Here is a 21,479-nt window from a genome sequence, read left to right on the forward strand (position 1 = left end):
AGATCGTGATCTTCGCCCATTGTCGACATTCGATGCGTGCATTCAGATATTTTTAAATCAGTTATCGTAGATAAATTGTTGTTGCCTTGAAGGGTTTTCACCCGGCAGGTCCGCGCGCAACGGCAAGAGGCTGCATTGAACCCTACGCGTTCATGCTTGGAGTTTCATCTACGTGCTATCTTTTCCTGGAACGCATGCGAAAGCTGTTCTCACCGCGCTCGGTCGCTCGCAAGCGATGATCGAATTCGATACGAGCGGAATGATACTGTCTGCCAACGAAAACTTCTGCCGAGCGATGGGCTATAGCGAAGATCAGATCGTCGGCAAGCACCACCGCATATTTTGCGAAGATGGCTACGCGAAAAGCACGGAATACAGCACGTTCTGGAAAGAACTCGGCGCTGGCAAATATGACGCGCGCCAGTACAAGCGCATCGCAAATGGTGGCAAGGAAGTCTGGATACAGGCTTCGTATAATCCCATCCTGTCGGGCGGCAAGGTCAAGAGCATTCTAAAGCTTGCAACCGTCATTACCGAAGAGAAGATCAAAGCTGCCGAGGATGCCGGGAAGATCGACGCGATCTCGCGGGCGCAGGCCGTCATCGAGTTCACCGCATCCGGTGAGATCATCACGGCCAATCCGAATTTCTTGAGCTGCTTGGGTTATACCCTGAACGAAATTCGTGGTCAGCATCATCGCATGTTCTGCGACGAGAGTTTTCGAAAAAGCGCGGAATATGCGGAATTTTGGCGTAAGCTGGCGGCCGGTGAATTCATCGCCGCCGAGTTCAAACGGATCGGCAAGGACGGGAAAATCGTCTGGATTCAGGCGTCCTACAATCCCATTGTCGATCAGGATGGACGGGTTTTCAAGGTCATCAAATTTGCGACGGACGTGACCGAACGTGTCCGTGCCGTCGACAATCTCGCTAATAGTCTGACCGCATTGGCAAACGGCGACCTCACGGCCGTTATCGACAAACCCTTCATCCCGACTCTGGAAAAGGTGCGTAAAGATCTGAACAGCTCGCTGGAGAGATTACAGGATGCGATGCGCGATGTTTCTGATAGTGCTGTTGGCATAGCCACGGGCTCCCGCGAGGTCAGCGAAGCATCCGACAATCTCGCCAAGCGTACGGAACAGCAAGCCACCGCCGTGGAGCAGACATCTGCTGCTTTGAACGAGATCACGAGAACCGTTGCACAAAACACTGTGCGTGCCGAACAATCGGGAGAACTTGTTGCAAAGACCAAGGCGGGAGCAGAGCGATCCGGTGCTGTGGTCACAAAAGCGATACAAGCCATGGGACGCATTTCTCAGTCTTCCAACGAAATCGGTAACATTATCAGTGTTATCGACGACATAGCATTCCAGACCAATCTTTTGGCCTTGAATGCCGGCGTAGAGGCTGCACGCGCTGGCGAGGCCGGTAAAGGTTTTGCAGTTGTTGCGCAGGAAGTGCGGGAACTGGCGCAGCGCTCCGCTCAAGCTGCCAAGGAAATCAAGACGCTGATCACCACCTCGTCGGACCAGGTAAAGGAAGGCGTCAAACTGGTCGGAGAGACTGGAGAAGCCCTCGACACGATCGTGACACAGGTTGGCGAGATCAATACCAATGTCGTCGCAATTGTAGAAACAGCGCGCCAGCAGGCAAATGGCCTGAAAGAAATCAACCACGCCGTTGAAGCAATGGACTCCAATACACAGCAAAATGCTGCGATGGTGGAAGAAACGACAGCAGCAAGTCGCAGCCTTGCACATGAAGCCCATGCTCTGCAAAAATTGTTAACGCAGTTTAGATTTGGGAAACATTTTTCTGTTACAAATGACAGAATGAAGCTGGAAGAAAAATCTCCGGTTGTTCGTACACCAGGCAGGATGCCAAAATCCGGATACGCGAGCGTCGGTGCGCTTGCACTAGCCCAGAACAAGGATTGGGAAGAATTCTGATGGTTACGATTAATTCTACGAACTTCGGCGGCGATACCCTCGAGATCATCGCGTTTCGTCTGCATGATCAGGAGTTCTGCGTCAAAACGACAACCATCCGGGAAATTCGCGGCTGGGCTCCATCCACTCCACTCCCGCATGCTCCGAAAGACGTCATCGGCGTGATGAACCTTCGTGGCTCGGTTATTCCAATTATTGACCTTGCCTACAAGCTTGGCATGAAAAGCACCGTCGCCAATGAACGCAGCGCCATTGTCGTGGCGGAAGTCCATAACATGGTCATCGGCATGCTGGTGGACCGTGTATCGGACATCCTGACGATCCCTGCAATCCAGGTACAACCCGTTCCAGAAGTTTCCGCATCTTTCGACAAATCCTTCTCCGAAGGCATCATTGCCAACGAACATGGTATGATTTGCTTCCTGAACCTCGCCAAGATGTTCAAGGGTGCAGACCTTGAAGATATGGCCGCCTAGGCCGCTCGACGCACGCGACATCAGATTTATGTTTTAAAATACGCTGCCTGGACACCCGGCGGCGTGTTTTCGTTTGGCTTTCGCCCTCAACCTTAAAGAAAAGAGAAAAAGAAACGTCATCTATAAAATGATCAAGAACAAAACCTTCAGCGATGCTGTGAGGCAACGTTTTAAACTTAGTGACTGCACAAATTAAACTTCGATCGTTTATCTCGTCAACTTAGCATTAATATTATTAATGTCTAATTCAATTATGGAATGAAAAACATCGAATCGACGGACCCATAACAAAAACGCGCGCGACAATGAAGTCACCACTGCCGCGGCATTTTCAGCTTACTTGGAGATAGCATGCTTTGGCTGGGGAAAAATGCTGACAATAAGAGCGTTTTGGACGCGTTATCTGCGTCGCAAGCGGTGATCGAATTCGATCTCAAAGGTAATATTCTGACAGCAAACAAGAATTTCTGCGCAGTGCTGGGTTATGATCTTGCAGAAATCATCGGAAAACATCATCGAGTCTTCTGCGATCCGGATTATACCAACTCGAAAGCCTATTCGGATTTCTGGGCAGGCCTTGGCGCTGGAAAGTACGATGCGCGGGAATACAAACGCCTCCGCAAGGATGGAAGCGAAATCTGGATCGAAGCATCTTATAATCCGGTCTGCCGAAGCGGTAAGCCCTACAAGGTCGTGAAGATTGCAACCGATATCACGGCAAAAAAGCTCAAAGCCGAAGAAGACGACAACAAGCTGCAAGCGATTTCGCGTTCTCAGGCGGTTATCGAGTTCACACCACAGGGTGAAATCATTACTGCCAACGACAATTTCTGTGCGACGCTGGGTTATGGCCTGAGTGACATCGTCGGCAAACACCATCGTCTGTTCTGCGAGCCGACCTATGCAGCCTCTGCCGATTATGCGAATTTCTGGAAACGTCTGGCGGCGGGGGAGTTTATTTCAGACGAGTTCGTCCGGTTCGGCAAGAACGGAAAGGAAGTCTGGATACAGGCCGCCTATAATCCCATTGTCGACGGCAAGGGTCGTGTTGTCAAAGTCGTCAAATTCGCAACAGACGTGACACCGCGCATGAGCGCCATCACCACGCTGGGCTCAGCCCTTCGCCTGTTGGCCAGTGGCGAGCTCCGCCAGAGCCTGAATACACCTTTCGTACCCAGCATGGAAAAGCTTCGTGCCGATTTCAATGAGGTGATGAAGACACTTCGCTCCACCATGCAGACGGTCGCACACAACTCGGCCACCATTGCGTCCGGCTCGGCCGAAATCCGCGTTGCAGCGGATCAGCTTGCACGCCGCACCGAACAACAGGCCGCGTCGCTGGAAGAAAGCGCCGCCGCACTGGAAGAAATCACCACCACCGTCAAGGATTCCAGCAACCGCGCCAACGAGGCCGGAAGGCTTGTTGCTTCCACCCGAAAAAGTGCCGAACGGTCCGGTGAAATCGTCCACCGTGCCATTGAGGCGATGGATGAGATTTCTCAGTCATCCGGTGAAATCACGAGCATCATCAGCGTCATCGACGAGATCGCGTTCCAGACCAACCTTCTGGCGCTGAACGCTGGTGTAGAGGCTGCCAGGGCGGGCGAAGCGGGCAAAGGCTTTGCTGTCGTGGCCCAGGAAGTGCGTGAACTGGCTCAACGCTCTGCCAGCGCTGCAAAAGCGATCAAGGAACTCATCAGCAAGTCGCGCCAGCACGTATCGAACGGTGTGGACCTCGTTGGACAAACGGGCGACGCGCTGAAACAGATTGCCGAACAGGTTGGGCAAATCGATCTGAACGTCGTGGCAATCGTCGAGGCATCGCGCGAACAGGCCAATGGTTTGGCCGAAATCAACGACGCCGTGAACCTGATGGACCAGGCGACCCAGAAGAACGCGGCGATGGTCGAAGAAACCACCGCAGCAAGCCATGGACTGGCACGCGAGGCTGAAAGCCTGCGAGAATTGCTGACACAGTTCCAGGTGAGCGACGGACCTGTCTCGTCGGCACCGCAGTCCAGATACTCGGAAGATTACGATGCACAGACCCTTCCAAGGACCGCATCGGCCCGCCATTAGGCATCACGAGGTCAGCGGATAAAAAGACCATATCTAACGAACTGAAAAAGGCGGCACCGGTGCCGCCTTCTTGTTTTCTATCGGGCAAAACAGTCAATCAGGTAAACAGAACGAACGTCTTCTGCAGGGTAATCCAGATACCCCAGACAATCGGAATACCAACGACTGCCCATGCGATTGCCGCCTTGGCGTCGAAGCCGCCCTTGCCGATGCCGAAAGAACCTGTTGGGCCACTGGTCGCAGCCGTCGTCTTTGCTTGAAGTGCCGCCACTTCGTCATCCGACATATACCACTTGTCTTCGAGCGGCTTGACCATGAGGTTGGCAATCAGGCCCAATACCAGCATGCCCGCCAAGATATACATCGTAAAGTCATAGACCTGAGCACGCGGAATGCCCGCAGCGATCTGTGCTTCACGAATGTAGTTGACGACGACGGGACCGATGATGCCAGCCGTTGCCCATGCTGTCAGAAGACGACCATGGATCGCGCCAACGAACTGGGTTCCGAAGATATCGGCGAGATAAGCGGGGATCGTCGCGAAGCCACCGCCATACATCGAAACGATGATGCAGAGCATGCCGACGAAAAGCGCCTTGTTGCCAAGACCAGCCGCCCAAGGCGAGCAAGCGTAAAGCACGATGCCTAGCGCAAAGAAGGTGAAGTAGGTTGCCTTGCGGCCGATGCGGTCGGACAGAGATGCCCAGAAGAAGCGGCCTGCAATGTTGAACACGGACAGCAGGCCTGTAAAGCCAGCAGCAATCGCTGCGATCTGAGCAAGTTGCTCAGGTGTCAGGTCGGCAAACTTCACGTCAGGAAGACCGATCAGCGAACCGGCAAAGATTTCCTGTAGCATGGGCGACGCCATACCAAGAACGCCGATACCAGCCGATACGTTGAGGCACAGCACCAGCCAGATCATCCAGAACTGCTTGGTCTTGTGGGCGTTCTTGAGATGCACATGGCGGGTTGTGATCATGGAGTTCTTGGCAGCAGGTGCCGTCCAGCCTTCAGGCTTCCATCCTGCCGGTGGAATGCGGTATCCGAACGCACCAGCCATCATGAAGACGAAATAGATCGCCGCCATCACAAGGAAGGTTTCCCAAACGCCGATGGAGGCATCGGTGCGGAAGTGGCGCATCAGAGCATCCGCAAGCGGAGCACCGATCATTGCACCGCCGCCGAAGCCCATGATGGCCATGCCGGTCGCCATGCCGCGACGGTCAGGGAACCACTTGATCAGGGTGGACACCGGAGAAATATAGCCAAGGCCAAGGCCGATACCACCGATGACGCCTGCACCGAACCACATCAACCACAACTGGTGCGTCATGATGCCGATGGCGGCGATGGACATGCCCCCGCACCAGCAGATTGCCGATACGAAACCGGCCTTGCGCGGACCGGCGCGTTCCAGCCAGCCACCCCAGATGGCTGCAGAGCAGCCTAGGAGAACGAAGAAGAGTGTGTAGATCCAGCCAAGGTCGCTGACCCGCCAGTCGCAGGTGGTGGTGAACAGTGCCGAAGCAAGGTTGAGATCAGGGCAGGCAACGGTCGAGGTGATGCCGATTGCCTTGGTGAGCGGCAACCAGAACACCGAGAAGCCGTATGCCATGCCGATGCAAAGATGGATGGCAAGCGCCGCCGGTGGAACCAGCCAGCGGTTGAAGCCAGGTTTTGCGATAATTCTTTCGCGGTCCAGAAGACCTGCACCCGCAGCCCCTGGCGCGAATGCTTCGTTCGTCGCAGTCATTGTGTGTCCCTCCATTCACCACGCGCAGCGCCATGAATTTGGATGTTGCTGTTCGCCTCGGGGCCCGTTGCGTGACCTGCAAGCACAGGCAAGTCCCGCAACGTTCCATCCGAAACAATGTCCCAAGCCCACGGACCAAACTGCGCGGGCGGCTCCTTCTTCGGGACGCTCACACGCAAATGGCCTTATGTGTTGCCAACCCCACCCAGCAATTTGTGTGCCAATAATAAATTGTTTTTTATCAACAGGATGCGCGCCAACGCACGAGCCCATGAGACAATTTGTCCGGAACATCGCGACAAATTGTCCTTATTTCCGCTTGATTTTCGCCGTATTTTCAAACGTGGAACGCACGAGTTACTGGAGTTCAAACGCCTGGGGCAACCAGATCGTAAACACCGTCCCCGAACCAACAGCGCTCCTCACGGTGATCTCTCCGCCCTGTCGCGCAATCAACATCTGGCTCACAGAAAGCCCAAGTCCCGTACCCTCTTGCTGCTTGGTCGTGAAAAAGGGATCGAAAATGCGATCCACGACATCCTCCCCAATCCCGACACCCGTATCGGCCACGCTGATGGCCACACCGCGAGATCCGTGCCGCTCCTCATCGTGGCTTCCAAGCGTCAACGTGCCACCATGCGGCATCGCATGGGCGGCGTTGACGATGAGGTTGACCAGAACCTGCTGCAACTCAGTTCGGTTCATCGCCAGGAGTCCACTCGCCTTGTTGTTTTTGACAACGTCGATGCCGGCGCGGCTCAGCACATGTTTGACGAGTGGCATGCAATCGGAGATCACCGTTTCGGGGTCTTGGCGCTCGACGTAGCCAGCAAATTCTTCCGGCCTTGCAAATTGCAGCAGCTTGCCGACGATTCGACTGATGCGATCCACCTGCTCGTCGATCAGATTGAACTCCGTTCTGGCAACGTCCGTCGTCTTGCCCAGCATGCTCCGCGCGACCTCCAAATTCCCCTGAATGACCGCGATGGGATTGTTGATCTCATGGGCTACGCCAGCGGTAATTTCGCCAATCGTTGCCAGCTTTTCGGACATGACGAGCTGTTTGGTCGTCGCTTCAAGACGCAGATTGGCAAGTTGGAGTTCCTGCGTTCTTTCTTCTACACGTGCATTCAGCTCTTGGTTCCAAGCCCGGAGCTCGCCTTCACGCTGCTGCAGACGTTCCAACAACCCGTCGAGATGAACTGCGACCTGCCCAATTTCATCGCCGGTCGGCGGCAGGCCTGTGCGCGCGCCCAAATCACCATCATCGACCCTGGAGATGGTCTGCGTCATGCGCTCGAGGGGCTTGAAGATGCCCCGCGCCCAGCGCAGGAAAACCGGAATGCTGAGGATCGCTATCCCTAGGAACGCGGCGATGACGGAACCGAGCGTTTCATATTTGGCGCGCGCAAACGGCTCTTCCAGAAAACCGACATAAAGCATGCCGACACGTTTTCCATAACTATCGACCAAGGGCTCGTAGGCAGAGATATACCAGTCATTGACAACGAAAGCGCTGTCCAGCCAGACTTTTCCGGCCCCGAGAACCGTCGCTCGCACCGCCTCAGATACCCGCGTTCCCAAAGCACGCTGATTCTCGAACAGGCGGACATTCGTGCTGATGCGTACATCGTCCAGAAACAAAGTCGCGGTACCCTGGCTGCCCTCCGGCAGGCTGGCTTGCCGATAGACCAGATCGTTGATCGTGTCGATGAAATCCAGGTTCTGATTGAGCAACCTGCCGCCAACCAGCGCCAAGGCTCGACCACCCGGCAAGCGCAAAGGGCTTGCCGCATGGATCATCATTCCACGTGTTTCGAATGTCTGGCCTCTCGCTGCATCGGATGTTGGCGCGACTCCGATCCGCGCCCGATCCGCCAGAAGAGGTGAAAGCCTCGTCAGATCCTCTTCGGAGAAGACATCCATGGCGTAGGATGCTTTGCCGGACAGCGCGGCGGCCCGAACTGGCCAATCCACGCGTGTCTTTTCTTCGTCCGTTCCTGCACTCGCAGAAAGATCGCCATTGCTATCGACCAGAAATAGAAAATCGAGACCAAGTTTTTGGCGGTTTTCCTCCAGAAGTCCGGAAAGTGACGTTCTATTCCCCGCCAAAACGATATCTTGAAGCCGCGCGGAATCTGTAATCGCTTCCAACCGCTCGCCGGTATCTTCAAGGATCGTGACGAGGTACTGGTGCGCAACGGTCAGGTCGCTATTGACCTTGGTGATGAGCAGCGCATCGAGCTTGCCGCTCCACCGCACCATGGTCACGCCCAGAAGCAGGGGCAGAATGACGAGTGTCGGCAACAGGGCGATGGCCAACAGGCGGAACCGGACCGACTTCAAGGCACCAAATACCGTTGCGATTCCCGATTTCTCAGCCATGCCAGGACGACATCTTGCGATCGATCGTTTTGCGGGAAATACCAAGGCGGCGCGAGGCCTCGTCCCTATTTCCTGAAACGTCACTCAGAACAGCCAGAATATGCCGCCTTTCGACCTCTTCCAAGGTGCCAGCAGCGACTGCGGCGGGGGCACCTCCACGCAGATCCATCGGGAAGCGCCCGAGGATGAGGCTACGCTCAACGAAGTTTCGCAGTTCGCGGACGTTTCCCGGCCAGCGATAAGCCAACAGCATCGTGCGCACGGCATCATCAATGGCCACCGGCGGCATACCAAGCTGCTGCGAAAGCTTGTGCATGAAGAGCTCGGTCAATTCCACCACATCGCGCTCGCGGTCTCTCAACGGCGCCAGATAGATGTCCATAACGTTGATCCGGTAGAACAGATCAGCGCGGAAACGCCCCTTTTCCACATCAGCGGCCAGATCGGCATTGGTGGCGAAAATGAAACGAATGTCGATAGGCATTTCGCGCTCTGCACCCACGGGGCGCACCTTGCGGTCCTCGATCACGCGCAGCAATTTGCTTTGCAAGGCAATCGGCATCTCACCGATTTCGTCCAAAAAGAGCGTTCCGCCCTGTGCGTGCAGAAACAAACCTTCGCGGCGGCTCTCCGCTCCGGTGAAGGCACCCTTTACATGGCCGAACAGTTCGGTCTCCAGCATATCTGCCGGAATGGCCGCGCAATTGATCGGCACAAAGGGTTTTCCGGCGCGATCCGATAATTCGTGGATGGAATGCGCCAGAACTTCCTTGCCCGTACCGGACTCACCCGTCAGCAGAACGGAGGTCGGAAGCGGTGCGACACGGCTGATCATGTCGCGTGTCTGCTGGATCGTTGCTGAACTGCCCACCAGGCGATCGCGCAGAAACAAGTGATCTGAAGCAGTTTGCAGCTGATATTTCAAAGCAGAGTTTTCTCGCCGCAAATTGGATCGGTCGAGCGCCCGCGATATAGCATTCAATATCTGGTTTGACCGAAACGGCTTCAGGACGAAATCCGCAGCACCTGCGCGTATCGCCTGAATGGCGGTATCAAGATCGGCATAGGCCGTCATAAGGATGGCATCGGCGTAAAAGCCGATTGCCCGCTGGTCGGCCAACCATTCCAGCCCCGTTTTTTTCGGCATGATGTTGTCGAGGATGACGATGTCGAAGTGCCGCTCATCCAGCTTCTTCGTCGCCTGTGCCGTATCACCCGCCTCATCGACAAAGGCGCAGCGGGTCTCCAGCGTCCTCATCAGAAAGTTGCGCATGCCGGGTTCATCATCGACAATGAGAATGGACGCTTTTGCAAGCCAGGGGCCGAAATCGGTTTCGAGCGCCACCGTTCGCGTTTTCGAGATCAGGTCATGCTGCATGGTGCTCTCCGGGTGCCGCCATCGCGAAACGGTCCGTCAGATGTGTGCATGGAGATTGCAGCGTTGCAGCTTGACGTCGCCAACCGCGCCACATCAGGGCAATGGTGTATGGACGAATATCAAAGCTGCAACGGAAAGCAAAACGAATGATGATCATTAGCACAATTCAGTTTTAAGCCCTTCTATTGTGATGCGATCGGCGCGCGTGAATATCTCAAGATCCTCACCACGGACCAGCGCAACCAATGTCATCCCCGCCTTCTCGGCGGTTTCGATGGCAAGGGCTGTGGGCGCTGAGACCGCGGCCAGAATTGGGCTGCCGAGGATCGCGGCCTTCTGTACCATTTCTACCGAGAGACGGCTGGTGACGACAACGGCACCTGCAGCACCCGGCGTTCCGCTGCGAAGCACGGCACCCGCAAGCTTGTCCAGCGCGTTGTGTCGCCCGACATCCTCGCGTGCCGTGATCAGACCGGTTGCAGGATTGAAAAATCCGGCACCATGCACTCCTCGGGTATGACGAAAAAGGGGTTGCGCCTGATGAAGGGCATCCATCGCGACAACAAGATCATCGGCGTTCAGAGCAAGCCGCGTCATCGAAACGTCGGGAACAGGCCTAACGGCCTGCTCGATGGATTCGATGCCACACAGACCGCAACCCACAGGCCCGGCCATATGACGCCTGCGAAGACGCAACGCATCTGCCTGCTCATCAAACAGCGTAACCTGTACATCAAATCCCTGCTCGGTCCGCACGACCTCAACGGCCTCTATCTGTGATGGTTCGAGGATGATCCCTTCCGTCAAGCTAAAACCGACAGCAAAATCCTCAAGATCCACGGGCGATGCCATCATAACTGCATGGGTAGAGCCACCATAGGAAAAAGCGACAGGCACCTCTTCGGGTACGTCGCGATGGCCGGTCGACACCAAACCACCAAGCCGGGAGATCCGCGTTACCGCTCGATATGCTGGCATCGTCGACATGATAAACCCTTCATTGGTCGGGCAAACGGTTCACAACGACCCGTTGGGTCCCAAATACAAAAAGCGGCCTGTGAGGCCGCTTCAAGTGTTCGATCTGTGGGCAGCCATTCTTACGAACCCACCCGGTGCTTTCAAGCAGCGACGAGAACCTCGTGCAGGTTCGTCAATTCGTAGAGATGCTTTTCGAGCTTGGTCAGATGCTCGTGGTGATGATTGCCTTCTTCGATTTCCGAACGGGCGGCATCGATACGCTTTTGCAAATCATCAGAACTGATGTCGTCAGCAGGCGTTGCAGACTCTGCAAGCAAGGTGCAGCCACTTTGAACGATATCCGCGAAACCACCGAAAACAACATATTTATGCGTTTCGCCGGATGCGAATTTCGCCGTCACAAGACCAGGCTTGATGGTGGTCATGACGGGCGCATGGTTTGGCAGAATCGTCATCTCACCGAGCGTAGCGGGAATGACAACTTCAGTGACCGTCTCGGAAACAAGCAGACGCTCTGGAGACACAAGCTCGAATTTGAAACTGTCGGCCATGGCTATTCACTTCTTTTTCGTTGCGCGACGGACAAAGGCGCGTGCAAAATACCACGCGCCTTCTTTTCGGTATTAGGCGACTTCAGCAGCCATCTTCTTGGCCTTTTCGACGGCTTCTTCCATCGAACCAACCATGTAGAAAGCAGCTTCCGGCAGATGGTCGTACTCGCCGTTGACGAGACCCTTGAAGCCCTTGATCGTGTCTTCAAGAGCCACGAGCTTGCCCGGAGCGCCAGTGAAGATTTCGGCAACAAAGAATGGCTGCGACAGGAAGCGTTCGATCTTACGAGCGCGCGCAACGGCCAAACGGTCTTCTTCAGACAATTCGTCCATGCCGAGGATGGCGATGATGTCCTGAAGAGCCTTGTAACGCTGCAAGGTCATCTGAACCTTACGGGCAACTTCATAGTGCTCTTCACCAACGATCAGCGGGTCGAGCATGCGCGACGTGGAGTCGAGCGGGTCAACAGCCGGGTAAATGCCCTTTTCAGCGATCGAACGCGACAGAACCGTCGTTGCATCCAAATGGGCAAACGATGTTGCTGGTGCTGGGTCGGTCAAGTCGTCGGCGGGCACGTAAATGGCCTGAACGGAAGTGATCGAGCCCTTGGTCGTCGTCGTGATGCGTTCCTGCATCTGGCCCATATCGGTTGCCAGCGTTGGCTGATAACCCACAGCAGAAGGAATACGACCCAGAAGAGCCGAAACTTCGGAACCAGCCTGTGTGAAGCGGAAGATGTTGTCCACGAAGAACAGAACGTCCTGGCCCTTATCGCGGAAGTCTTCAGCGATGGTCAGACCTGTCAGAGCAACGCGAGCACGCGCGCCTGGTGGTTCGTTCATCTGGCCGTAAACGAGAGCAGCCTTGGAGCCTTCGCCGCCGCCCAGCTTGTTAACACCGGATTCGATCATTTCGTGGTAAAGGTCATTGCCTTCGCGGGTACGTTCACCCACGCCAGCAAACACCGAGTAACCACCGTGCGCCTTGGCAACGTTGTTGATCAATTCCATGATCAGAACGGTTTTGCCAACGCCGGCGCCGCCGAACAGGCCGATCTTGCCGCCCTTTGCGTAAGGAGCGAGAAGGTCAACAACCTTGATGCCTGTGACCAGAATCTGGCCATCTGTGGACTGCTCCACGTAAGATGGCGCTTCCTGGTGAATGGCGCGCATGCCGGATGTTACCAGCGGGCCTGCTTCGTCGACCGGCTCGCCGATGACGTTCATGATACGGCCAAGCGTCTCAGGACCAACAGGAACGGTGATCGGAGCGCCCGTGTCACGAACGGCCTGACCGCGAACCAGACCTTCGGTCGAGTCCATGGCGATTGTACGCACGACGTTTTCGCCGAGGTGCTGCGCAACTTCGAGAACCAGACGGTTGCCGTTGTTGTCAGTTTCAATCGCGTTGAGGATCGCAGGCAGATCGCCTTCGAACGCCACGTCGACAACAGCGCCGATAACCTGCTTAACCTTGCCGGTCGCGCCAGTGATCGCTGCGGTTTTCTTTGGGGTAGCTGCCTTAGCCATTATCCTTACCCTCTTTCCTTAACCTCAGAGCGCTTCCGCGCCCGAAATGATTTCAATCAGTTCCTTGGTGATCTGAGCCTGACGTTGACGGTTATAGGAAAGCGTCAGCTTGTTGATCATTTCACCGGCGTTGCGCGTGGCATTGTCCATCGCGCTCATCTTGGCACCCATTTCGCCAGCCACGTTTTCGAGCAGCGCCCGGAAAACCTGAACGGAAATGTTGCGCGGAATAAGGTCTTCCAGAATGGAAGCCGCATCCGGCTCGTATTCGTAAATCGCCGTCGTTGCAGACTGCTCGACCTCAACCGCAGGAGCGGCAGCAGGAATGAGCTGCAGACCTGTCGGAATCTGGCTGATGACCGACTTGAACTCGGAATAGATCAGCGTGCAGACATCGAACTCACCGGCGTTGAAACGCGCAATGATCTTCTTTGCGATACCGTCGGCGTTCTCAAAAGCCACCCGCTTCACGTCACGCAGTTCAATGCGTTCGATGATGTTGGACGAGAATTCACGACGAAGGCTGTCATAGCCTTTTTTACCGACAGTCATGATCTTGACCGTCTTGCCTTCCGCAATCAGCTTGCGGGCACGATCACGAGCAAAACGGGAAATCTGTGCATTGAAACCACCGCAAAGACCACGATCAGCCGTACAAACGACGAGCAAATGCACGTCGTCCTTGCCCGTCCCGGTCATCAGAAGCGGAGCAACGTCCGCCTCGACTGCCTGAGCGATATTGGCAAGAACGGCGCCCATGCGCTGCGAGTAAGGCCGGGCGGCCTCCGCAGCTTCCTGGGCGCGCCGAAGCTTCGCCGCGGCGACCATTTTCATCGCCTTGGTAATCTTCTGCGTCGCCTTTACGGAGGCAATGCGGTTTTTCAGATCCTTTAGTGAAGGCATCCGTTATCCGTCCCAGTCACGAGGCTAATCAGGAGAAAGACTTGGCGAAGTTTTCAAGAGCAGTCTTCAACTTGCCCTTGGTGTCGTCGCTAACAGCCTTTTCCGTGCGGATGGTGTCGAGAATGTCCTTGCCTTCCGAGCGAAGGTAAGAAAGCAGACCCTGCTCGAACTTGCTGATGTCAGCAACGGCGACCTTATCCAGGTAACCGTTCACACCAGCGAAGATCACCGCAACCTGTTCTTCCGTCTTGAGCGGCGAGAACTGTGGTTGCTTGAGCAATTCGGTCAGACGTGCACCACGGTTCAGCAGGCGCTGTGTGGAGGCATCAAGGTCAGAACCGAACTGGGCAAACGCTGCCATTTCACGATACTGGGCAAGCTCGCCCTTGATCGAACCGGCAACCTGCTTCATGGCCTTGATCTGAGCGGCAGAACCAACGCGCGAAACCGACAGACCAACGTTAACAGCCGGACGGATACCCTGATAGAACAGGTCGGTTTCGAGGAAGATCTGGCCGTCGGTGATCGAGATCACGTTGGTCGGAATAAACGCGGAAACGTCGTTACCCTGCGTTTCGATGACTGGCAGAGCCGTCAGCGAACCGTTACCAGCATCGTCACCCATCTTGGCGGCGCGCTCGAGCAAACGGGAATGCAGATAGAAGACGTCGCCAGGATAGGCTTCGCGGCCCGGAGGACGACGCAGAAGTAGCGACATCTGACGGTAGGCAACAGCCTGCTTGGAAAGGTCATCGTAACCGATCAGCGCATGCATGCCGTTATCGCGGAAGTATTCGCCCATGGCGCAACCAGCAAACGGTGCCAGATACTGCATTGGAGCAGGGTCGGAAGCCGTTGCAGCAACGATGATGGAATACTGAAGAGCGCCACGCTCTTCCAGAACCTTCACAAACTGGGCAACCGTCGAACGCTTCTGACCGATAGCCACGTAGACGCAGTACAGCTTTTCGCTGTCCGGGCCGCTGTCATGAATGGCCTTCTGGTTCAGGATCGTGTCGAGAATGATCGCTGTCTTGCCGGTCTGGCGGTCACCGATGACAAGCTCGCGCTGGCCACGACCAACCGGGATCAGAGCATCGATGGCCTTGAGGCCGGTCGACATAGGCTCATGAACCGACTTGCGTGGAATGATGCCGGGAGCCTTGACGTCAACGCGCGAACGACGCGTTGCGTTGATCGGACCCTTGCCATCGATCGGATTGCCGAGAGCATCGACCACGCGACCGAGAAGCTCTGGGCCAACAGGAACGTCAACGATAGCGCCAGTCCGCTTGACGGTGTCGCCTTCCTTGATGTCGCGGTCGGAACCGAAAATAACAACACCGACGTTGTCGTTTTCGAGGTTGAGAGCCATGCCGCGAATGCCGCCTGGGAACTCGACCATTTCACCGGCCTGAACATTGTCGAGGCCGTAAACGCGGGCGATACCGTCACCGACGGAAAGCACCTGGCCGACTTCCGAGACTTCCGCCTCGTTGCCGAAATTTTTGATCTGGTCTTTTAGAATAGCGGAAATTTCCGCGGCGCGGATATCCATCAGCCAACCTCTTTCAGTGCAAGCTTAAGGGTGGAAAGTTTGGTGCGAAGAGACGTGTCTGTCTGGCGTGAGCCAACCTTGACGATAAGACCGCCAAGAATGGATGGATCGACGGTCAGCGCGACCTTCACATCCTTACCAGTAACGCTCTTCAGCGCCGCTTTCAGTTCAGTTTCCTGCGCCTCATCCAGCGCATGTGCCGAAGTAACTTCGGCCGTGATCTCGCCGCGATGGGCGGCAGCAATGTCACGATAGGCAACGACCATGCCGGGAACGGCAAACAGGCGACGATTGCTGGCAACGACCTTGAGGAAGTTTGCAGTCAGACCAGTGATTCCCGCCTTTTCCGCAATGGCGGAAATGGCGCTCGACTGTTCTTTCGCCGAAAAGACCGGGCTCGCAACCAGACGCTTCAGATCTGCGCTTTCGTCAAGCAAGCCCTGAAACTTGTCGAGGTCGGCACCAACCGAGTCAACGACACCCGCTTCCAAGGCCAGCTCGAAAAGCGACGACGCATACCTTTCCGCTACACCGGATGTTCCATGGGAGGTATCTGCCACGGGCACTTTTTCCCTGCTAATCGTTCAAGAAGACCGGGTCGCCTGTTAAGCTTTCCAAATTCTTGAAATCGTTTCAATTTCCCCGAAAAAGGCTGGAATTCCCCCCTGCCTTATCTCGATTTCGCGGTCCGTCTACCATACGACGCCGGGACTCGCAACACGCGTAGTAACGGAAACTGTCTTTTGGGCAAGAGGGATAGCGTTAAATTTTCCGACATCACCCAAGAAACAGCATGAAGCAAGAGCGAATTACCCTTGATCGGCTCTCAAACCCATCCGAAAACATACATGAGCGGTAATATCGCAAGCGCCGAATGCACAACCAGAAGTAAGCAATTTCGCACAGTTGCGCCTCCATCGGACAGGATGGAGAGTACGGCGCCGAAGACAGCTATCGCGAACGATATACCGAACGCAAGGTAGACCATTGGCTGCGCCAAAAGCAAAGCGCTCGCACCAAAGCCGAGATAGAAACCGGCAAGCGAAGAGCGCAGCAGCACGAGACCGTCGCGGCGCTCGGTCAGATATTGCAGGCCGAACAGCCGGAACGTCACCCCCGGTGCAAACATGATGACAAGCCCGATGATCGCCGATATGGCCGCGGCCGAGAAAGCCAGTTGTTCGCCAAATTCCGTTGGAAAATAAAATTCCATATGGTCGTCCCCAAATCAGTGTTCCCCTGTCGCCTTATGGCATGGCGCAGGAATGATCGAAAGAAGGTCAGAGAAAACTTTGCGGATCGATGTCGACCTGCACATGGATCGAGCCGCGCTCCTTGGGGCCGCTGCCCAACATAGCACGCATGAAGGATTGCATGTCCGAATTTCGTTTGCCATGCACCAGCAAGCGGAACCGGTAACGCCCACGGATCAAGGCCAACGGCGCTTCGGCGGGCCCCAGCAACATGATGCCGGACGCTGGCGGCGCAGACGCCCGCAGACCCCGGGCATGCGTTTCTGCCTCGGCGCGCGTATCGGCAGAGATGATGACGGACGCCAGCCGTCCGAAGGGTGGCAGCAGAGCCTTTTCCCGCTCGATCACTTCCCGCTCATAAAAGGCTGCAGCGTCGCCGGATACGATGGCCTGCATGACCGGATGCTGCGGTTGGTAGGTCTGCAACAAGCCATGACTTTTGAGGCCTGTACGACCAGCGCGGCCTGTCACCTGGGACAGAAGCTGGAACGTGCGCTCCGCTGCGCGTGGGTCGCCATTGGCAAGACCGATATCCGCATCCACGATGCCGACGAGCGTCATGAGCGGGAAATTATGCCCCTTGGCCACCAGTTGGGTGCCGATGACGATGTCCGCCTCGCCTTTGACGATGGCCTCCAACTCCAGTCGCAAACGCTTGACGCCCATCAGGTCTGAAGACAGCACGATGGTACGCGCCTCGGGGAAGTGCTTCTCGACCTCTTCGGCAATGCGCTCGACACCGGGGCCGCAAGCGGCCAGATGATCGAACGTACCGCATTCGGGGCAATGGTCCGGCGTCGGTTGATTGTGGCCGCACTGGTGACACTGCAATTGGCTGCGAAACCGATGCTCCACCAGCCAGCTGGAACATTGCGGGCACTGGAAACGATGGCCGCAAACCCGGCAAAGCGTCAGCGGTGCATAGCCACGCCTGTTCAGAAACAGCAGCGATTGCTCACCCTTTTCCATGGTTTTGGCAATGCGGCGCAACAGCACCGGCGACAGGAAGCCACCTCTTTCCGGCGGATGACGACGCATGTCGACCAGATGCAGATCCGGCATTGCCGCGTTACCGAATCGCGTGTGCAGATGGATCGTATTGTAGCGGCCCGAGGTGCCATTGACTTGGCTTTCGACAGATGGAGTCGCGGACACGAGTACCACCGGAAAGTCAGCAATTCGCGCCCGCACTACGGCCATGTCACGCGCATTATAGTAGACGCGATCTTCCTGCTTGTAGGCCGGATCATGCTCCTCATCAACGATGATGAGACCAAGATTGTCGAAGGGCAGGAAAAGTGCGGAACGCGCACCGGCCACCACCCGCACCTCGCCCGTCACAGTCTGCCGCCAAACCTTCTCACGCATGCGCGGCGAAAGATCGGAATGCCACTCGGCAGGCTTGGAGCCGAAGCGGTCCTGAAAGCGCTCAAGAAACGAGGCGGTCAGCGCGATCTCCGGCAGCAGGATCAAAACTTGTTTGCCCTGTCGCAGCGTCTCGGCCACCGCCTCGAAATAGACCTCGGTCTTGCCGGAGCCCGTCACGCCGTCGATCAACGAAACGGCAAATCCACCTTTTCTGACATCCTCTAGAATTTCAGAGGCTGCCTGCTTCTGCGGTCCTTCCAGACGGGGCTCGGTATAATCAGGGTCCGGTTCTGCCACGACGGAGGGCGCTGGTAGGAACACGGTTTCGAAAATGCCCTGCTTGGCAAGACCGTCGATGACGCTGGCAGACACACCGGCAGCGTTGGCGAGACCGCTTTTGGTCCAGGCCTGTCCTTCTGCGGCAAGTTCCAGTACCCGTTCGCGCGCTGGCGTCAGCCGTTCGGGCCGCGCTTCCGTCAGCCGCAAGCCTTCGATCATCGGTTCGGGATCGAAAGCGGCTGGCGCACGCAAGGCCATCCGCGCCACCAGACCGGGCGGTGACAGCGTATAAGCCGCAACCCAATCGATGAAGCGGCGCATTTCCTCGCGCATCGGCGGGCAATCGAATGTTTTCGTAATCGGGCGAAGCTTTTTAGGATCGACGGTCGCGCCGTCGCTTTTATCCCAGACAACGCCAATGACCTGTCGCGGACCCAGGGGTACCTGCACCACAGAGCCCGGCTCGACCACCATATCTGCCGGAACCGCATAGCTATATGGCCCCGGCGCCGGCAGCGGTACCAGAACGGGTACGGCCGAAACAGGGTCGGACGAGGCGGGCTTGCGCTGATCAAACAACGCCCCGAACAGATCGGTCGAATCTTTTGCCATAACGCTGGCGACAATGCCCTCTGGAAACGGGAAAGGGAACCTTTAGCGGACAGCAGCCCTAAATGTCATCTGCATTTTAACCAAATACAGATGGTACATGTTCTAGGATCACCCGGAAACAACAGGATAATCGCCTTGGATGAAATCCTCACCTTTGCCGATCAGGAGCTTTTGAACGAGCGGCAACTCTGGCTATCCTCGCTTGAGGGCGAACGACGGCTGGCGGAGAATACGCTGGAAGCCTATGAGCGCGATACGAGACAATATCTGATGTTCATGACGGGTTACCTCGGCCATCCGACACGCATCAAGGATGTCAGCAATCTGCGCCCCGTCGATCTGCGAGCCTTTCTGGCCGCCCGTCGGAAAGAAGGCGCTGGCGCCCGTTCGCTCGGTCGCCATCTTGCCGGCCTTCGATCTTTCCTGCGTCATCTGGAAAAAAAAGGGCTGGTCAACGCCGCAGGGGCCACCGCGATGCGGTCCCCCAAGCAGCCGAAATCCCTGCCAAAACCGTTGACGGATCGCCAGGCTCTGAAAATCACCACTGCGGATGCACAACTGTCCGACGAGCCATGGATCGCGGCACGCAACGCCGCCGTCCTCGCGCTGCTTTATGGCTGCGGTCTGCGGATATCGGAAGCGCTCGATCTGACGGCATCCGATTTGACTGCGGGAACTCGCAACCTGCGGGTTACCGGTAAAGGCAACAAGATGCGGATCGTCCCGCTCCTTCCAGTCGTTCTGGAAGCCATCGACGCCTACCGCACACTTTGTCCTTACCATCTGGCGCCACACGAACCTCTGTTCCTCGGTGCACGCGGCGGCAAACTTCAACCAGCCATCATCCAGCGGGACATGCAGAAATTAAGGGGCGCATTCGGCCTGCCTGAGAATGCAACCCCGCACGCGCTACGCCATTCCTTCGCCACGCATCTGCTGGCAGGCGGCGGTGATCTTCGCACCATTCAGGAACTGCTGGGACATGCCAGCCTCTCAACGACACAAATCTATACCGGGGTCGACACTGCCAGACTGCTGGAAATCTACGACAACGCCCATCCACGCGCATGACGATCCATGCTTTCGAGCGATGATTAAAAAGAACCAAGCCGTAACGATTTATTAACTATGGACGTTAACCGTCCATGCAAAACCCCGCTCTTATAAGCGAATGCATGAAACGGGGGTGATTCGATGATTGTTCTTTCCAGACCGCAAAACATGACATCCCTGCTGATGGGCCGCATCGGAGACGCGCTGTTATGGCTGTTCGCGTCCGTGCATCTCGTTGCCTTAGCCGTTCTCGTACTGACACTGTTCTCGCTTTCCGAAGTGCAGGCAGCCGAGCCAGCCACTGCTTGTGCAGGCAACGACATCCTTCTCGACATGCAAAAGAACGACACCGTGCGCTATGACGCGATCGTTGCCGAGGCCAAGACGATTCCAAATGGCAAGGGCACGTTCTGGAAAATCGAAAAAGCGGGCGCAGAACCTTCATGGCTGCTTGGTACCATGCATATTTCCGACCCTCGCGTGCTGGCCATGCCGCAAGGTGCCAAGACAGCCTTCGATCAAGCGGCAACGGTCATCGTTGAATCGGATGAAATCACCAGTCAGCAGCAGGCAACCGTAAAGCTGTTGGCAGAGCCCGGATTGACGATGTTCACCGATGGCAAATCCATCACCGACATGTTGTCGAAGGACGATATCGCAAAGCTTGAGGCCGGTCTGAAAGAGCGCGGCATCCCCTTGAACGCGGTCTTGAAAATGAAGCCGTGGATCTTGTCCAGTTTCGTCGCGCTGCCGGCTTGCGAATTTGCCCGCAAGGCGCGCGGCGCTAGCTTCCTGGACATGAAGCTTGCCAATGATGCTTTGGCTGACGGCAAGCAATTGGTGGGGCTGGAAACGCTTCTGGAGCAGATGAAGGCTTTGTCCGACCTTCCCATGTCCTTCCACATCCAGTCCCTGATCGACATGCTGCAACTGGGAGACCGCATGGAAGACGTGATGGCGACCATGATCGACCTTTACCTGAACGGCGAGGTCGGCATGATCATGCCGATGATGAAGAGCATCGACGCCAATCTCGGTGAACGTCAGGATGGATACGACGCCTTCGAGCAACGCATTATCGATGATCGCAACCACGTCATGGCTGATGGTGCGGCACCGCATCTGGAAAAAGGCGATGTCTTCATGGCCGTCGGCGCTTTGCATTTGCCTGGCAAGGTCGGCGTCATCGAGCTTTTGCGTGCCAAGGGCTTCACACTCACGGCGGTCCGGTAGAGCGGCGATTGCTCTAACCCTCTGTAAAGTTAGAATATTCTAAATTTTAAAAATGCGTGCGGCATGCAACTTTCTCGTGCGTAATTCATTCCCTATCGGTGCAACGCCTTGCGTTGTCAGCGACATGTATTTTTTACGA

16 protein-coding genes are annotated in these 21,479 nt (G+C 56.1%); 5 read left to right on the top strand and 11 right to left on the bottom strand.

Annotated features, from left to right (window positions below):
• Nucleotides 1–172: 172 nt before the first annotated feature.
• The 3 genes from RMR21_RS13145 (at nucleotide 173) to RMR21_RS13155 (ending at nucleotide 4,506) form a co-directional block, all read left to right on the top strand.
• Entirely contained in the window at nucleotides 173–1,951 is a 1,779-nt protein-coding gene (locus RMR21_RS13145; RefSeq protein WP_498668428.1) for a methyl-accepting chemotaxis protein, read from the top strand.
• On the top strand, nucleotides 1,951–2,427 hold the full coding sequence (locus tag RMR21_RS13150; protein ID WP_498668429.1) for a chemotaxis protein CheW: 477 nt from the start codon (nucleotides 1,951–1,953) through the stop codon (nucleotides 2,425–2,427). Before RMR21_RS13145 ends, RMR21_RS13150 begins: the two co-directional genes overlap by 1 nt.
• Nucleotides 2,428–2,778: 351 nt before the next feature.
• The gene (locus RMR21_RS13155; protein WP_498668430.1) at nucleotides 2,779–4,506 is read left to right on the top strand and encodes a methyl-accepting chemotaxis protein; all 1,728 of its coding nucleotides are present in this window, start codon (nucleotides 2,779–2,781) and stop codon (nucleotides 4,504–4,506) included.
• Between the two features lie 97 nt (nucleotides 4,507–4,603).
• Here the strand turns inward: RMR21_RS13155 and RMR21_RS13160 are convergent, their stop codons facing one another.
• The 11 genes from RMR21_RS13160 to RMR21_RS13210 all read right to left on the bottom strand — a co-directional run bounded on the left by RMR21_RS13160 (nucleotide 4,604) and on the right by RMR21_RS13210 (nucleotide 19,054).
• The gene (locus tag RMR21_RS13160) at nucleotides 4,604–6,259 is read right to left on the bottom strand and encodes an OFA family MFS transporter (protein WP_498668431.1); all 1,656 of its coding nucleotides are present in this window, start codon (nucleotides 6,257–6,259) and stop codon (nucleotides 4,604–4,606) included.
• A 357-nt stretch (nucleotides 6,260–6,616) separates the two neighbouring features.
• The gene (locus RMR21_RS13165) at nucleotides 6,617–8,644 is read right to left on the bottom strand and encodes a cache domain-containing protein (protein WP_498668432.1); all 2,028 of its coding nucleotides are present in this window, start codon (nucleotides 8,642–8,644) and stop codon (nucleotides 6,617–6,619) included.
• Complete coding sequence (locus tag RMR21_RS13170) at nucleotides 8,637–10,022, bottom strand: sigma-54-dependent transcriptional regulator (protein ID WP_498668433.1); 1,386 nt, start codon at nucleotides 10,020–10,022, stop codon at nucleotides 8,637–8,639. The genes RMR21_RS13165 and RMR21_RS13170 overlap by 8 nt, the downstream gene beginning before the upstream one ends.
• A 156-nt stretch (nucleotides 10,023–10,178) precedes the next feature.
• The gene (gene fdhD, locus RMR21_RS13175; protein ID WP_498668434.1) at nucleotides 10,179–11,009 is read right to left on the bottom strand and encodes a formate dehydrogenase accessory sulfurtransferase FdhD; all 831 of its coding nucleotides are present in this window, start codon (nucleotides 11,007–11,009) and stop codon (nucleotides 10,179–10,181) included.
• A gap of 131 nt (nucleotides 11,010–11,140) precedes the next feature.
• Nucleotides 11,141–11,551, bottom strand: a complete 411-nt coding sequence (locus tag RMR21_RS13180) for a F0F1 ATP synthase subunit epsilon (RefSeq protein ID WP_498668435.1) — start codon at nucleotides 11,549–11,551, stop codon at nucleotides 11,141–11,143.
• 72 nt (nucleotides 11,552–11,623) lie between these two features.
• A complete protein-coding gene (atpD, locus tag RMR21_RS13185) occupies nucleotides 11,624–13,081 on the bottom strand; it encodes a F0F1 ATP synthase subunit beta (RefSeq protein ID WP_498668436.1) in 1,458 nt (485 codons plus the stop codon).
• 24 nt (nucleotides 13,082–13,105) lie between these two features.
• Entirely contained in the window at nucleotides 13,106–13,984 is an 879-nt protein-coding gene (locus RMR21_RS13190; protein WP_498668437.1) for a F0F1 ATP synthase subunit gamma, read from the bottom strand.
• Between the two features lie 28 nt (nucleotides 13,985–14,012).
• Nucleotides 14,013–15,542, bottom strand: coding sequence for a F0F1 ATP synthase subunit alpha (gene atpA / locus RMR21_RS13195; protein WP_065700562.1), 1,530 nt, complete (start codon nucleotides 15,540–15,542; stop codon nucleotides 14,013–14,015).
• A complete protein-coding gene (locus RMR21_RS13200; protein WP_498668438.1) occupies nucleotides 15,542–16,108 on the bottom strand; it encodes a F0F1 ATP synthase subunit delta in 567 nt (188 codons plus the stop codon). The genes atpA and RMR21_RS13200 overlap by 1 nt, the downstream gene beginning before the upstream one ends.
• A 260-nt stretch (nucleotides 16,109–16,368) precedes the next feature.
• A complete protein-coding gene (locus RMR21_RS13205) occupies nucleotides 16,369–16,755 on the bottom strand; it encodes an AGROH133_08824 family phage infection protein (RefSeq protein WP_498668439.1) in 387 nt (128 codons plus the stop codon).
• Between the two features lie 67 nt (nucleotides 16,756–16,822).
• A complete protein-coding gene (locus tag RMR21_RS13210; protein WP_498668440.1) occupies nucleotides 16,823–19,054 on the bottom strand; it encodes a primosomal protein N' in 2,232 nt (743 codons plus the stop codon).
• A gap of 90 nt (nucleotides 19,055–19,144) precedes the next feature.
• Between RMR21_RS13210 and RMR21_RS13215 the strand changes: the two genes are divergently transcribed.
• Nucleotides 19,145–20,125: a tyrosine recombinase XerC gene (locus RMR21_RS13215; RefSeq protein WP_498668441.1), complete on the top strand. Its 981-nt coding sequence runs from the start codon at nucleotides 19,145–19,147 to the stop codon at nucleotides 20,123–20,125.
• Nucleotides 20,126–20,248: 123 nt separating this feature from the next.
• A complete protein-coding gene (locus RMR21_RS13220) occupies nucleotides 20,249–21,340 on the top strand; it encodes a TraB/GumN family protein (protein WP_498668442.1) in 1,092 nt (363 codons plus the stop codon).
• Nucleotides 21,341–21,479 lie beyond the last annotated feature (139 nt).

It is taken from the genome of Agrobacterium sp. rho-8.1 (genome assembly GCF_033957725.1).
In the GTDB taxonomy this organism is placed as follows: Bacteria; Pseudomonadota; Alphaproteobacteria; order Rhizobiales; family Rhizobiaceae; genus Agrobacterium.